General features: G+C 67.9%; 14 protein-coding genes. 6 read left to right on the top strand and 8 right to left on the bottom strand.

Going from position 1 to position 13,255, the window contains the following annotated elements; translation table 11 throughout:
- Positions 1–30: 30 nt before the first annotated feature.
- Together ABL843_RS12450 and phaC are read right to left on the bottom strand one after the other, a co-directional pair.
- Positions 31–1,209, bottom strand: coding sequence for an acetyl-CoA C-acetyltransferase (locus ABL843_RS12450; protein WP_418120067.1), 1,179 nt, complete (start codon positions 1,207–1,209; stop codon positions 31–33).
- 61 nt (positions 1,210–1,270) lie between these two features.
- Complete coding sequence (phaC, locus tag ABL843_RS12445; protein WP_418120066.1) at positions 1,271–3,022, bottom strand: class I poly(R)-hydroxyalkanoic acid synthase; 1,752 nt, start codon at positions 3,020–3,022, stop codon at positions 1,271–1,273.
- Positions 3,023–3,075: 53 nt separating this feature from the next.
- Between phaC and ABL843_RS12440 the strand changes: the two genes are divergently transcribed.
- Positions 3,076–3,447: a hypothetical protein gene (locus ABL843_RS12440; RefSeq protein WP_418120065.1), complete on the top strand. Its 372-nt coding sequence runs from the start codon at positions 3,076–3,078 to the stop codon at positions 3,445–3,447.
- Here ABL843_RS12440 and pgeF read toward each other — a convergent pair.
- The 3 genes from pgeF to ABL843_RS12425 are packed head-to-tail and all read right to left on the bottom strand — an operon-like array spanning position 3,379 to position 5,737.
- Complete coding sequence (pgeF, locus tag ABL843_RS12435; protein WP_184641932.1) at positions 3,379–4,131, bottom strand: peptidoglycan editing factor PgeF; 753 nt, start codon at positions 4,129–4,131, stop codon at positions 3,379–3,381. The two genes, ABL843_RS12440 and pgeF, sit on opposite strands and share 69 nt — an antisense overlap.
- A 5-nt stretch (positions 4,132–4,136) precedes the next feature.
- Entirely contained in the window at positions 4,137–4,775 is a 639-nt protein-coding gene (gene maiA, locus ABL843_RS12430; RefSeq protein WP_369658556.1) for a maleylacetoacetate isomerase, read from the bottom strand.
- A 35-nt stretch (positions 4,776–4,810) separates the two neighbouring features.
- Complete coding sequence (locus tag ABL843_RS12425; protein ID WP_418120064.1) at positions 4,811–5,737, bottom strand: tetratricopeptide repeat protein; 927 nt, start codon at positions 5,735–5,737, stop codon at positions 4,811–4,813.
- Between the two features lie 119 nt (positions 5,738–5,856).
- Here ABL843_RS12425 and ABL843_RS12420 point away from each other — a divergent pair, with 119 nt between their 5' ends.
- The 4 genes from ABL843_RS12420 (at position 5,857) to ABL843_RS12405 (ending at position 8,281) form a co-directional block, all read left to right on the top strand.
- Positions 5,857–6,558 (top strand): fumarylacetoacetate hydrolase family protein, encoded by a 702-nt coding sequence (locus ABL843_RS12420; protein ID WP_418120063.1) that lies wholly within the window; start codon positions 5,857–5,859, stop codon positions 6,556–6,558.
- Positions 6,559–6,575: 17 nt separating this feature from the next.
- Complete coding sequence (locus ABL843_RS12415) at positions 6,576–7,127, top strand: NUDIX hydrolase (protein WP_126018531.1); 552 nt, start codon at positions 6,576–6,578, stop codon at positions 7,125–7,127.
- Between the two features lie 8 nt (positions 7,128–7,135).
- On the top strand, positions 7,136–7,624 hold the full coding sequence (locus ABL843_RS12410) for a CreA family protein (protein WP_418120062.1): 489 nt from the start codon (positions 7,136–7,138) through the stop codon (positions 7,622–7,624).
- 144 nt (positions 7,625–7,768) lie between these two features.
- Positions 7,769–8,281, top strand: coding sequence for a murein hydrolase activator EnvC family protein (locus ABL843_RS12405; RefSeq protein WP_126018527.1), 513 nt, complete (start codon positions 7,769–7,771; stop codon positions 8,279–8,281).
- 97 nt (positions 8,282–8,378) lie between these two features.
- Here ABL843_RS12405 and ABL843_RS12400 read toward each other — a convergent pair whose 3' ends face one another.
- The 3 genes from ABL843_RS12400 to ABL843_RS12390 all read right to left on the bottom strand — a co-directional run bounded on the left by ABL843_RS12400 (position 8,379) and on the right by ABL843_RS12390 (position 12,401).
- Positions 8,379–10,298, bottom strand: a complete 1,920-nt coding sequence (locus tag ABL843_RS12400; RefSeq protein ID WP_418120061.1) for a hypothetical protein — start codon at positions 10,296–10,298, stop codon at positions 8,379–8,381.
- Between the two features lie 120 nt (positions 10,299–10,418).
- Positions 10,419–12,047, bottom strand: coding sequence for a phospholipase D family protein (locus tag ABL843_RS12395; protein ID WP_418120060.1), 1,629 nt, complete (start codon positions 12,045–12,047; stop codon positions 10,419–10,421).
- Between the two features lie 123 nt (positions 12,048–12,170).
- Positions 12,171–12,401, bottom strand: coding sequence for a hypothetical protein (locus ABL843_RS12390; RefSeq protein WP_260319492.1), 231 nt, complete (start codon positions 12,399–12,401; stop codon positions 12,171–12,173).
- A gap of 168 nt (positions 12,402–12,569) precedes the next feature.
- Here ABL843_RS12390 and alkB point away from each other — a divergent pair, with 168 nt between their 5' ends.
- On the top strand, positions 12,570–13,253 hold the full coding sequence (gene alkB / locus ABL843_RS12385; protein WP_418120059.1) for a DNA oxidative demethylase AlkB: 684 nt from the start codon (positions 12,570–12,572) through the stop codon (positions 13,251–13,253).
- The last annotated feature ends 2 nt before the right edge of the window (positions 13,254–13,255 follow it).

The raw sequence follows: 13,255 nt of genomic DNA, 5'->3' as shown, positions 1-13,255 counted from the left end.
GGCGTCGCTGTCAGGATCAAAGGCTGTCGATCAGCGCTCGATCGTCAGCGCCACGCCCATGCCCCCTCCGATGCACAGCGAGGCGATGCCCTTCTTGGCGTTGCGGCGCTGCATTTCGTGCAGCAGCGTCACCAGGATGCGGCAGCCCGATGCGCCGATGGGGTGGCCGATGGCGATGGCGCCGCCGTTGACGTTCACCTTGTTGATGTCCCAGCCCATTTCCTTGTTCACGGCACAGGCCTGGGCAGCGAAGGCTTCGTTGATCTCGAGCAGGTCGAGGTCGGCGGCCTTCCAGCCGGCGCGCTGCAGCGCCTTGGTCGAAGCGGGCACGGGGCCCATGCCCATGATGGCGGGGTCGAGGCCGGCGGTGGCGTAGCTGGCGATGCGGCCCAGCGGCTTCAGGCCCAGGGCCGCGGCCTTCTTGGCCGTCATGACCATCACGGCTGCCGCGCCGTCGTTCAGGCCCGAGGCGTTGCCCGCCGTCACGCCGCCGGCCTTGTCGAAGGCGGGACGCAGGCCGGCCAGGCCTTCGGCGCTGGTCTTGCGGTTGATGAACTCGTCGGTGTCGAAGACGACCGGGTCGCCCTTCTTCTGCGGAATGCTCACGCCGACGATCTCGTCCTTGAACTTGCCGGCGTCCTGCGCGGCGGCGGCCTTGGTCTGGCTGCCCAGCGCCAGCTCATCTTGAGCCGAGCGGTCGATGCCGTACTTCTTGGCCACGTTCTCGGCGGTGATGCCCATGTGGTACTGGTTGTAGACGTCCCACAGGCCGTCGACGATCATGGTGTCGACCATCTTCCAGTCACCCATGCGCTGGCCGTTGCGCGAGTTGGGCAGCACGTGCGGCGCGGCGCTCATGTTCTCCTGGCCGCCTGCAATGACGATCTCGCTGTCGCCCGTGGCCACGGCCTGCGCCGCGAGCATCACGGCCTTCAGGCCCGAGCCGCACACGGCGTTGATGGTGAGAGCCGGCGTTTCCTTGGCGCCGCCGCTCTTCAGCCACGCCTGGCGCGCGGGGTTCTGGCCCGCGCCGGCCGCCAGCACCTGGCCCATGATGGCCTCGCCGATCTGGTCGGCCGCGAGGTTGGCGCGCGCAATCACTTCCTTGATGACGGCTGCGCCGAGCTCGGTGGCCGGAATGCCGGCGAGCGAGCCGCCGAACTTGCCGACTGCCGTGCGGGCTGCCGAAACGATGACGATGTCTTCCATGAGGTTCTCCGTTGAAGTGATTTGAAACTCTGCTGCTACGGCCTTGCCGTGCCGAACTCCGTCAGGCCTTGGCCTTGACGTAGCGTCCGGGTGCCGGCTCGATGGCCTTGTAGGCCTTGCCGTTGCCGTACGCCTTGGGCGCGGGAACCTGTTTGCCCGCGTGCCCCTTGAGCCATTGTGCCCAGTCGGTCCACCAGCTCCCCGGGTGCTCCTGCGCACCGGCCAGCCATTCGGCCTGCGTCTTGGGGAACTTGCCGTCCTCGCGGATCCAGTGGCTGCGCTTCTTCTTGGCGGGCGGGTTGATCACTCCCGCGATGTGGCCAGACGCCCCCATCACGAAGCGCTTCCTGCCCGGCAGCAGCTGCGTGGAGGCATACGCGCCGCCGATGGGCACGATATGGTCCTCGCGCGAGCCGTAGATGTAGGCCGGGATGTCGATGCGGCCCAGGTCGACCTTCTCGCCGCACACCGTGAGCGCGCCGGGCTTGGCCAGCTTGTTCTCGTGGTACGTGTTGCGCAGGTACCAGGCATAGAACGGCCCCGGCAGGTTGGTGGCGTCGCTGTTCCAGTACAGCAGGTCGAAAGGCGGCGGGGTTTCGCCCTTGAGGTAGTTGCCGACGACGTAGTTCCACACCAGGTCGTTGGGCCGCAGGAAGCTGAAGGTCGAGGCCAGGTCGCCACCGGGCAGCAGGCCGCCGTTGCCCAGCTGCATCTCGCGGTACTGCACCATCTGCTCGTCCACGAAGATGTCGAGGATGCCGGTGTCGCTGAAGTCGAGGAAGGTGGTGAGCAGCGTGACCGAGGCGGCCGGCTTCTCGCCGCGCGCCGCGAGCACGGCCAGCGCGGTGCTCAGGATGGTGCCGCCCACGCAGAACCCCAGCGCATTGATCTGCTTGCTCGCGCTGATCTCCTGCACCGTGTGGATCGCCTTGATGGCGGCGTTCTCGATGTAGTCGTCCCAGGTGGCCTTGCCCATCGACTCGTCGGGATTGCGCCAGCTCACCACGAACACGCGGTGGCCCTGTTCGTTCGCATAGCGGATCAGCGAGTTCTCGGGCTGCAGGTCGAGGATGTAGAACTTGTTGATGCAAGGCGGCACCAGCAGGAAGGGCCGCTCGTACACCTTGGGCGTGAGGGGCTTGTATTCGAGCAGCTGGAAGAACTCGTTCTCGAACACCACGGCGCCTTCGGTGGTGGCCACGTTGCGCCCCACCTCGAAGGCGCTCTCGTCGGTCATGCTGAGGTGGCCCTGCTTGACGTCGTTCAGCAGATTCTGGATGCCCTTGGCGATGCTCTCGCCCTGGGTATCGATGGCCTTCTTCTGCGCCTCGGCGTTGAAGGCGAGCGAATTGCTGGGCGCCGAGGCGGCCATCCATTGCTCGACCGCGAAGCGCAGCCGCGCCTTGGTCTTCTGGTCGGCATCGATGGCCTCGGCCATGCTCAGCATGGTGCGGCCGTTGAGCAGGTACACGGCCGCCGAGAAGGCCGACAGCGGATTGCGGCCCCAGGCGTCGCCCGCGAAGCGCTTGTCGCCCTCGGGCTTGGCACCGAAGCCCTGGCGCCAGAGTTCGGTGGCCTCGGCGAGGTATTGCTGCTGGATGGACTGGAGTTTTTCGGGATCGATGGAGAAACGCGGCAGCTCGGGCATCTTCATGCCCTGCGGCAGCTCCCATAGCGGCGTGCCGCCGACGTTGAAGGCCGAAGCCCCTTGCGCGGCGGACTGCTGGAACGATTCCAGCGCCTTGCTCCATCCCTCTGAAAGAGCCTGCTGGAAGGGCGCGAACGCATCGGCACCCGTTGCTTGTTGCTTCATCATCTCTCCTGGTCCTCGCCTGAAACGGTACGGATGGCTTGCGTCTTTTGAGTATGCTGCATTCAAAGAGCGCTCACAACGCTACCTCCACCACTTACCAACTGAAACTTTCCGTGTTTGTCCATCTGATCGTCATCGGTTGGTTGTATGTCGCCTTGATGATGGCCGTGGCCGAAGCCACCAACACCACCGGCACCGTGCTGGGCGCCATCTTCACATTTCTTTTGTACGGTTTGGCGCCGGTCGCACTGGTGGTTTACCTGATGGGCACTCCCGCGAGGCGACGCGCGATCAGGCAGCGCGAACTCGAGGAGCAGGAAGCCGCCCGGCGAGCGGCTGCCGAGGCTGCTGCAGGCTCAGGCCTTCCAGACCAGGGCGGCGAAACGGCCGCTGATGCCGTCGCGCCGGTGCGAAAAGAACCTTGAAGCGTTGCCGACGGTGCACCAGGGGTCGCTGCCGTCGTTGCCATGGATCGACTCGATGCCCGCCGCGCGCAGCCGCTGGCGCGCCAGTCCGGGCAGGTCGGCAAGCCATTTGCCTGCAGCAGGCGCAGGCCGGAAGCAGGACGCCGCCGCTGGCGCATGCGCCTCGAACGCGGCCTTGACCTCCGGTCCCACCTCGAAGGCCTTGGGGCCGATGCACGGCCCCAGCCAGGCGATGACCTTCGAAGCGCCATCGAAAGACTTCGCCGTCTGCTCCAGCACGCCGCCTGCCAGACCGCGCCAGCCGGCATGTGCGGCGGCCACGCGGTGACCGGTTTCGTCGGTGAAGAGCACCGGCAGGCAATCGGCCACCATGATCGTGCAGGCCAGGCCGGCCTCGGTGGCGGTACAGCCGTCAGCGGCCGTGCCGTCGTTCACCGCACCAGCGGCGGCATCGAGCTCGACGACGCCCGTGCCGTGCACCTGCTGGAGAAAGACCGGACGAGCCCCGACGGCAGCGCGCAAACGGTTGCGGTTCTGTGCCACGTGCACCGGCTCGTCGCCCACGTGGTCGCCGAGGTTCAGGCTCTCGTAGCGCCCCAGCGAGACCCCACCCTCGCGCGTGGTGCACACGGCCCGCACGTTCGGCGGCGCGGGCCAGTCGGGCACGAGCCAGCTCGCATCCATCGGCTTCAGGCTTCCGCGTCGGGGGCCTGCGAAGGCTGGGCACGCTGGAAGGCGTCGAGCTTCATGCAGGCGTCGAAGGCGGCCATGGTGCGCGGCAGGCCGCTGAAGTCGCAGTCGAAGCGGCGGCCGTTGAAGATCTGCGGCACCAGGCAGCAGTCGGCCAGGGTGGGCGTGTCGCCCCAGCAGTAGGTGCCGGCGGGGTACTGCGCGAGCTGGCGCTCGAAGGCCATCAGGCCGTCGCGCACCCAGTGGCGGTACCAGGCGTTCTTGGCGTCCTCGTCGAGCTTGAGGTCCTTCACGAGGTACTTGAGCACGCGCAGGTTGTTCAGCGGATGGATCTCGCAGGCGATGGACTGGGCCAGCGCGCGCACATGGGCACGGCCCGCCGGGTCGCGCGGCAGCAGCGCGGGCTCGGGGTGGGTTTCGTCGAGGTACTCGATGATGGCCATCGATTGCGAGAAGCGCTCGCCCTCGTCTTCGAGCAGCGGCACCAGTCGGTCGGCGGAGATGGATGCGAAGGGGCCGGTGCGGTGGTCGCCGCGCGCGATATGCACGGGAACGTAGTCGAAGTCGAGGCCCTTCAGGTTGAGGGCGATGCGCACGCGAAACGAGGCGGAGGAGCGGAAGTAGTTATGCAGCTTCATGGTTTCGCAAGGATAGCGCTCCCCAGGGAGCAAGTTCAGGAACGGGGCATGGCGGCCAGCACGCAGCGGAAGTCCTGCAGAGCCGCCTTCGGCGAGGTGGCTGCGATCCCTTCGCGCCATTCGCCGAGGATGCGGCGCGCGGCCTCCTCCTCCCGCGCGGCGATTCCGATGCGCCAGGGCCCCAGCGCACCAGGCTCCTCGCCCTCGCCGTGGTTGTGCTTGCCCTCGTCGTAGGGGCGCCCCTCGGAACAGGCGCGGCAGAGCATCTGCATGCTGGTGGTCCAGTTCTCGGCGCTGGCGTCGGCGGCCTCGAAGCGCTTGACCAGCGCGTCGATGTCTTGCCTGATCGCCTCCTCGATGGTGACTTCGTACGTCGAATAGTCCGAAGGTGCGATCAGCTCCAGGGCATCGAACACCGGCACCTCGCGCTCGCCATGCAGGCGGTAGCCGTTGGCCGCGCCGTCGTGCAGCACGAGGTCGCCGTAGCGGTGGCCGCAGTCGGGCGTGGGCACGTTGCGCAGGATCGCGCGCGCCGGGTCGATACGGTCGGCCCACACCACCTCGCTGGCCTCGAAGCCATGCACGCGGATGGGCGTGAGCCCGATGAAGAGATCGACCGGCCCGTCGCCCTCGGGCACCTCGATGCCGTACTGCCGCCATGCACTGCGGGCCGTGGTCCAGTCGCCCAGGGCGGTGGCCGCGATGCCGAGATTCCAGATCGCGCCCTCGTTGCGCGGGTCGCACCGCACCGCGCGGGCGTTGGCCTGCAGCGAGGCGGCCCAGTCGCCGCGGTACTTGTGGATGAGGCCGATGTTGTACCAGGGGGCCGACCAGTTCGGCAGCACGGCGCCGGCCTGCGCATAGGCTTGCAGCGCGCCGTCCTGGTCGCCCTCCTCGTCGAGCCGGCGGCCTAGTTCGTTGAGCGCGTTGGCCTTGCCGGCCTTGCCGATTCGGATGGGCATGGTGGGAAATGAGGGGAATGGAGAGGGAATACGCCGGGCGGGCCGCCTATTGTGAGCCTGCCGCCTCTGGCACACTGCCGGTTTCCCGCTTGGCTTCCCTGAAAAAAGGACACGTCGCAATGGCTTCCGAGTTCGTCTTCGCCCCGCCCGCCGCCGTTTCGGTGCCGGTGGCCGGCCAGTCAGCCCGCTTTCCGGTGCACCGCATCTACTGCGTGGGCCGCAACTACGAAGATCACGCCAAGGAGATGGGCTTCACCGGCCGCGAACCGCCCTTCTTCTTCATGAAGCCCGCCGATGCGCTGGTGGTGGTCGATGCGGGCCAGACCGGCACCATGGCCTACCCCTCCCTCACCAAGAACCTGCACCACGAGATCGAGCTCGTGGTCGCCATCGGCACCGGCGGCAGGAACATCGCGGCTACCGACGCCCACAAGCACATCTACGGCTACGCGGTCGGCCTCGACATGACGCGCCGCGACCTGCAGAACGACATGAAGAAGCAGGGCCGCCCCTGGGACATCGGCAAGGGCTTCGAGCAGAGCGCGCCCATCGGCCCCATCGTTCCCGTGGCGCAGGCCGGCGACGCCGAGAAGGCCGAGATCTCGCTGCAGGTCAATGGCACCGACCGCCAGCGCAGCAACGTGAGCAAGCTGATCTGGAACGTGGCCGAGACCATCGAGCACCTGTCGGCGGCCTGGGAGCTGCAGCCCGGCGACCTGATCTACACCGGCACGCCCGAAGGCGTGGCCGCCGTGGTGGCCGGCGACACGCTCGTGGGCGAGGTCGCGGGCCTGCCGAAGCTGACCGTCAAGGTCGTCTGAAGACGGCGGCCGGTTTCATGCTTCTGCGCGTACCCATCAAGCATTGCAAGAACTGTGGCACCGCGGTGGTCTACCGCGTGCCGGACGACGGCGACACCAAGCAGCGCGCCGTCTGCCCGGCCTGCCACACCATCCACTACGAGAACCCGCTGAACGTGGTCGGCACCATCCCCGTGCTGGGCGACAAGGTGCTGCTGTGCAAGCGCAACATCGAACCGCGCTGGGGCAAGTGGACGCTGCCGGCCGGCTTCATGGAACTCGAAGAGACCACCGCCCAGGGCGCCGCGCGCGAGACCGACGAGGAGGCCGGCGCGAACTTCGAACTCGAGGGCCTGTTCTCGGTGATCAGCGTGGTGCGCGTGGGCCAGGTGCACCTGTTCTACAGGGCCCGCCTGCTGGACGACAAGTTCGACCCGGGCCACGAGACCATCGAGGCGCGCCTGTTCACCGAGGAAGAGATTCCCTGGGACGAGATCGCCTTCCGTACGGTGCGCGAGACGCTCGAGCACTACTTCGCGGACCGCAAGCGCGGCAGCTTCGACCGCGTGCACGAACTCAGCATCGTCTGAACAGATCCATGAACAAGACACTGCGCACTACCCTCTTCTGCGGTGCCAGCCTCGGCTTCGCGCTGGCGGCAGCGGCGGCCAGGGCGGAAACCGTGGGCGACGTCGACACCGCCTTCAAGCTCATCGGCCCGGACCACAAGATCGTGATCGAGGCCTACGACGACCCCAAGGTCAACGGCGTGACCTGCTACGTCTCGCGCGCCAAGACCGGCGGGCTGGCCGGCGCCTTCGGCGTGGCCGAGGACAAGGCCGAAGCCTCCATCGCCTGCCGCCAGGTCGGCCCGGTGAGCATCACGCAGCCGCTGCCCAAGCGCGAGGAGGTCTACAGCGAGCGGCTGTCGGTGCTCTTCAAGCGCCTGCGCGTGGTTCGCATGGTCGACCCCAAGCGCAACACGCTGGTCTACCTGACCTACTCCGACCTGCTGATCGACGGCTCGCCCAAGAACAGCGTGACGGCGGTGCCCATCGACCGGGGCACGCCGATCCCGCTCAAATAGCCGGCGGCCTATGTCCTCTTCACAGCCGGTTGCTCTTTCGCGCGGCGCCGGCGCGGCGGTTTGCTAGCATCGCCCGCGTGGCGCGCCCCCACGGCGCGCCGGTTTGCAGGAACCCTCCGCAACGAACCCGTTCGAACAGAGCCCATGCACCTTCAGACTTTCGTTTTACGCGCCGGCGCCATGGCGCTGCTCGCCGCAGGCCTCGCAGCCTGCTCCACGGTCGACCTCAACACGCCCTGGCCGGCGCCCCCGGCGGCCAAGCCACCGGTGCAGCAACGCCCGGCGGCCCTGTTCATCAGGCCGGCGAACGGCCCGACCATCGCCCGCTTCGACGGCGACCGCGTCAAGGGCATCGACATCGCCGGCAACCTCGGCGACCCGGTCGTCGCCTCGGCCGACGGCCGCGTGGTGTACGTGGGCGGCGAACTGCCGGCCTACGGCAACATGGTCATCGTGAAGCACAACGAAACCTTCCTCACCGCCTATGCGCACGTGCAGACCATCCTGGTGAAGGAAAACGCCGTCGTCCGCCAGGGCGACAAGATCGCCGAGATGGGCCGCAGCAACGCCGACCGCGTGAAGCTGCGCTTCGAGATCCGCAAGAACGGCAACCCGGTCGATCCCGAGCCGTATCTCAGCGGCCGGCTGATGCAGTAAGCGCCGCGGCGCTCACCAGGAAAAAGCCCCCTTTCGGGGGCTTTTTCGTTTTTACGGGCACCCGAAAGAACGGGCGCCCTCTCCCTGTCCAGTCGCGTCACTCGGACGTGGTGGTATCGCGCAGCACGATCTCGCGCCAGCTGCTGTCGTAGGTGCTGACGAACATGTTGCGGAAGGACACCGAGCCCTGCGCCGGCAGGTTGAAGGTCTTCGATGCCGTGCCGGTGGCCGAGGGCGCGACGTCGGCCCGGTCTTCCGCGCCGGCCGAGGGGCCCGCGATCAGGTTCAGGAAGAACTGCGCGGCGAAGGCCGGGTTCAGGCCGGTGGCGCTGACGGCGAAGTCGCTGCCGCCCAGGTAGGACGACAGGGCCGGCGTGGTCGAGAAGGCCGGGTAGCTCACGGCGGCGGTTTCGGCCAGCGTCAGCGGACGGCCGTGGAAGCGGTGCCTGTAGATGATGTCGAAGCCGTTGAACTTGGCCACCGTCGTGCCGTCGCTCTCGTAGGCGGTGAAGGTGTACTCGGGCGTGGCGGGAAGCGCCGCGATCGCGCTGTCGCTCAGGCCGGCGGTCGGCCGGCCGCTGCAGTTCGAGGTCAGGTAGTAGTAGTTGAAGCTCGAGCTGCCGTCGATCGGCCATGCGCCGCCGCCCGAAGGACGCACGTGGCGCAGGCCGCCGGGAGGCAGGCCCGGCCCGGTGACGACCACCGAGGCGACGGTGCCGCTGTTGCTGGTGTTCGTGTCCTGGATCTCGAACTGCAGCGAGCTGCTCACGCAACCGGTCGACTTCTCCTTGGTGGCATGCATGTGCGGATTGATGTCCAGCACGCGCCCGTCGCCGCGCAGGCGCCAGGCGCCGTCCGTGCCCTTCACGATCTGCATGCCCTGCGTGTTGCTGAAGGCGATGCCGTCCTTGTCCTTGTGGGTGAATTCGACGAAGGCACGCGGGCTCGTGTTGTTCGCGTCGATGGTGTAGTTGATGCGCTGGATCACCACGTCGGTGAAGCTGGCGCCGATGAGGCTGGTGTCGGTCGCCGTCTCGTTGGCGAACTGCATGGCCGAGAGGTCGGAGAACCTGAAGCCGTAGGTGCCGGTGACGGGATTGGTGCCATCGGTCATCAGCGACAGCAGCTGCGAGGGCGCGGGCAGCCCGGTGGCGAACTTGCCCACGAAGTCCGAGAGCACCTTGCGGATCGCCACGATGTCGTCGGCCGCGGTGTCCATGCCGGAGCCGCTCATCGGCGTGGTGGCGGGCTCGGCCGCCGCCTTCACCGCCAGGTCGTCGGCGATCTGCTGCTGGGTGACGATGTTGGTGATGGTCGCCACGTTGGTGGCCGGATCGACGCTCACGCGCAGCACGTCCAGCGCCTTGTCGAGCGCGCTCGAAAGCGGCGTGAAGGCCGTGCGCAGCAGGTCGATGCTGGCGTCCACGCCCATGGCCTGCAGCACCGGCAGCAGCTTGGCCTTCAGCGCATCGCTCTCGGCCTTGAGCTCGTCGGCGGAGAGCGAGGCGAACTCGCCGCCGTCGAAGTACTGCGAAGCCAGGCGGCCGGCGATGTTGGACACCACCAGGTCGGTCAGCGGCGTGATGTTGATGTTGCCGTTGACGTCGGCCGCGGTGGCGGCCGAGTGGATCACCGTGCGCTCGCCGGCCACCGTGCCCTCCGCACGGAAGACGAAGGGCGCGGTCATGCCGCTCACGTCGATGGTGTACTTGCCATCGACCAGCGGCACGGTCTTGCTCGCGCCCTTGGCATCCTTGACGGTGACGGTACCCACCAGCGGCAGGCCGGAGGCCGCCGTGCCCGAGAACGTAACAGGCGCCGAGCTCGCCGGCGGCTCGCTGGCCGGCGGATTGCTGCTGCCACCCGCAGCCGGGAAGCCGGCGAAGCCGCCGCCTCCGCCACCCCCGCCTCCGCCGCAGGCACCGAGCGAGATCAGCAGCGCCACGGCGCATGCGCAGCGCGTCGTCTTGAAGAAGGACTGGCCGGAGGCCGCGGGGGTCGCGAAGTTTGTTTTCATGGATGGTCTTGTCAGGTGAAGGGCAAACAAAAGAATCAACTCGTAACACGAGCGATGCGATTCTTCTGGAGGCCCCTTCCGTAGACCATCCTCTGTTTTGAGGATGCGGGCCGGGCGTGCCTAAAGCAGGCTCTCGGGTACCAGCGGCGCCAGCAGTTCCAGCTTCCAGCGCGACCAGAAGTCCGTCTCCGGCTCCTGGTGCAGGATGGTGTCGGCCGCGTCGCCAGAGGCCGGGCTCACCCACTCGATGGCGCCCTTCGGCCCCAACTGCAGCTGGTAGGCACCGTCCAGCCGTATGAAGCCGATCAGGCTGGTGAGCTGCTGGGCGATCTGCGGGCTGAAGATGAAGATGCCGACCTCGGTGTTGTGCAGCATCGAGCGCGGGTCGAAGTTCATCGAGCCGATGAAGACGATCTTGCGGTCGACCACCGCCGACTTGCCGTGCAGCCGGCCGCTGGCCGAGCCGTACATGCCGAAGCGCCTGGTCTGCTCCACCCGCTTGGGGCTCAGCTCGTAGAGCTCCACGCCCAGGCGCAGCATCTCGGCGCGGTAGCGGCGGTAGCCGATGTGCACCAGCGACTCATCGGTGGCCGCCAGCGAATTGGTGACGATGGTGTAGCTCACGCCGTTGCCGCGCACGAGACGGATGGTTTCCATGCCGCCGCGCCCCGGGATCAGGTAGGGCGTGGTCTGCATGATCTCGTTCTCGGCGCCGCGCAGGTAGCGCCGCACGTTGTAGAGCACGCTGTCCTTCGACTCGTCGGCCGGCAGGCCGCGCGCCTCGTCGGTCTGGCCCAGCGCCTTGGCGGGCGGATCGGCATAAGCCTCGGCGCGGGCCCAGACCAGCTTCAGCTCGCCCGCGTCCAGGTCCTTGGCCAGCGGGTTGTTGCCCAGCAGGTCTGTGGAGCCGGGCACCTCGGGGTGCAGCTCCTCGGGCCCGGTCGTGAGGAGGTCGAAGCGCTCGCGCAGCTGCTGCCGCGTCTCGCCGGTGGGCGGCACCAGCGACTCGATGGGGTAGACGTAGGGGCTGTTCCAGTACATGTCGAACAGCGACGACAGCTTGGGCACCACTTCGCCGGCCACCAGCGTGTCGATGTCGATGAAGTTCGAGCCCCCGTCGCGCAGGAAGTACTCGTTGGCCATGTTGCGACCGCCCATCACGCCGATGGTGTTGTCCACCACGTAGAGCTTGTTGTGCATGCGGCGGTGCACGCGGTCGAAGTCGAGGATCGACCATGCCCAGCGCGTGCCGAAGCGCTCCCGCCCCGCGGGAAAGGGGTTGAAGAAGCGCACCTCCACGTTCGGATGCGAGGCGAAGCTCGAGAAGAGCGGGTCGGCGCCCGCCGTGTAGAGGTCGTCCACCAGCAGCCGCACCCGCACGCCCCGGTCGGCCGCGTCGCGCAGGGCGCGCAGCAGGTAGCGGCCGGTCTCGTCGTTCTGCACGAGGTAGTACTGCACGTCGATGGAGCGCTGCGCGCGGCGCGCGAGTTCGATGCGCGCATGCAGCGAGAACTGCGGCATCGGCAGCAGGCGAAAGCCGCTGAGCGGTTCGCCCGGCGGCGCCGAGGCCTTCACTAGGCGGCCGAGCCTGGTGTCCGCCCCATCGGAGATGGCCGTGGAGGGCTTGCGCTGCACCTCCGACGGCAGGCCGGCGCAGCCCGCCATGAAAAGCGCCGCGATGCCCAGCAGCAGCCAGGCCAGCCATCGGACGTGCGGTTGATCGGCAGTCCGGCGGTGGAGTTTCGGCATGGATGGCGGCGCGTGGGTTGGAGCGTGAATCGTGGATCGGGGCAAGACCCGAAAAAGCTCGCGGTTTCTACCACGAGCCCGACTCATGTGCCGCGCCGCCGCAGCAGTTTCAAGGGGTCCCGCTCAGGAGCTGCGCGCAGGCCCCCACTGCCTGACGAAATGCTCGGCCCGCAGCGTGGCCCTTTCGACCGCCGCGTCCCACGAGAGCTGCTGGGTGATGACGAGCGCGCAGCGGGGAACTCCGCTGAAGCTCAGTTCGGCGATACCCGCGTAGGTACCGCTGGGCGTACGCATGAGTTCGAGCCAGCCCGTCCAGCCGTCCGGTACGCTGAGAGCAAGCCGAGCGCCGTCCATGATGGATTCACCATAACCCATTTATTAACGTACTTCCATGAATTTAAACCCTAAGCACTACCTCCGAGTGCGGGGGAGCCGAGGCTACCGGCTGCGGCTGTAAACGGCATCGCCTGAACATGGGAGGCGCCGGCGGCTTTTGGGCAAAGATCGGGGAGCATGAATCCGATGACGACGACGATGAAATCCGGGGCCGCGAGCGCGGCCACCCTCGCCCTCTTCGACGATCCGCCCCGGCCGGCGCGCGAGGCGCTGGGCACCGGCGCCTTCGTGCTGCCCAGCTTCGCCCTGCCCTTCGTCGACGAACTGCTGCCCGCGATCCGCGCCGTGGAGGCGGACGCGCCCTTCCGCCACCTCGTCACGCCCGGCGGCTTCACCATGTCGGTGGCGCTGACCAACTGCGGCGCGCTGGGCTGGACCAGCGACCGGCGCGGCTACCGCTACAGCGCGACCGATCCCGACAGCGGCAGGCCCTGGCCCGCCATGCCCGGGCCCCTCGCCCGGCTGGCGCGCGAGGCCGCATCGGCGGCCGGCTTCGACGGCTTCGCGCCCGACGCCTGCCTCGTCAACCGCTACGCGCCCGGCGCGCGCCTGTCGCTGCACCAGGACAAGGACGAACGCGACTACGGCGCGCCCATCGTCTCGGTGTCGCTGGGCATGCCGGCTGTGTTCCTCTTCGGCGGCCATGCGCGCGGCGACAAGGCGGCGCGCATACCGCTCGCGCACGGCGACGTGGTGGTCTGGGGCGGCGAGGACCGGCTGCGCTACCACGGCGTGCTGCCGCTGAAGGACGAGCCGCACCCGCTGCTCGGCGCCATCCGCATCAACCTCACCTTCCGCAAGGCGGGCTGAGC

The organism is Variovorax sp. 350MFTsu5.1 (assembly GCF_048302515.1).
In the GTDB taxonomy this organism is placed as follows: domain Bacteria; phylum Pseudomonadota; class Gammaproteobacteria; order Burkholderiales; family Burkholderiaceae_C; genus Variovorax; species Variovorax guangxiensis.
Note: the sequence above shows the minus strand (reverse complement) of the source record. Positions and strands in the feature narration are given on the sequence as shown.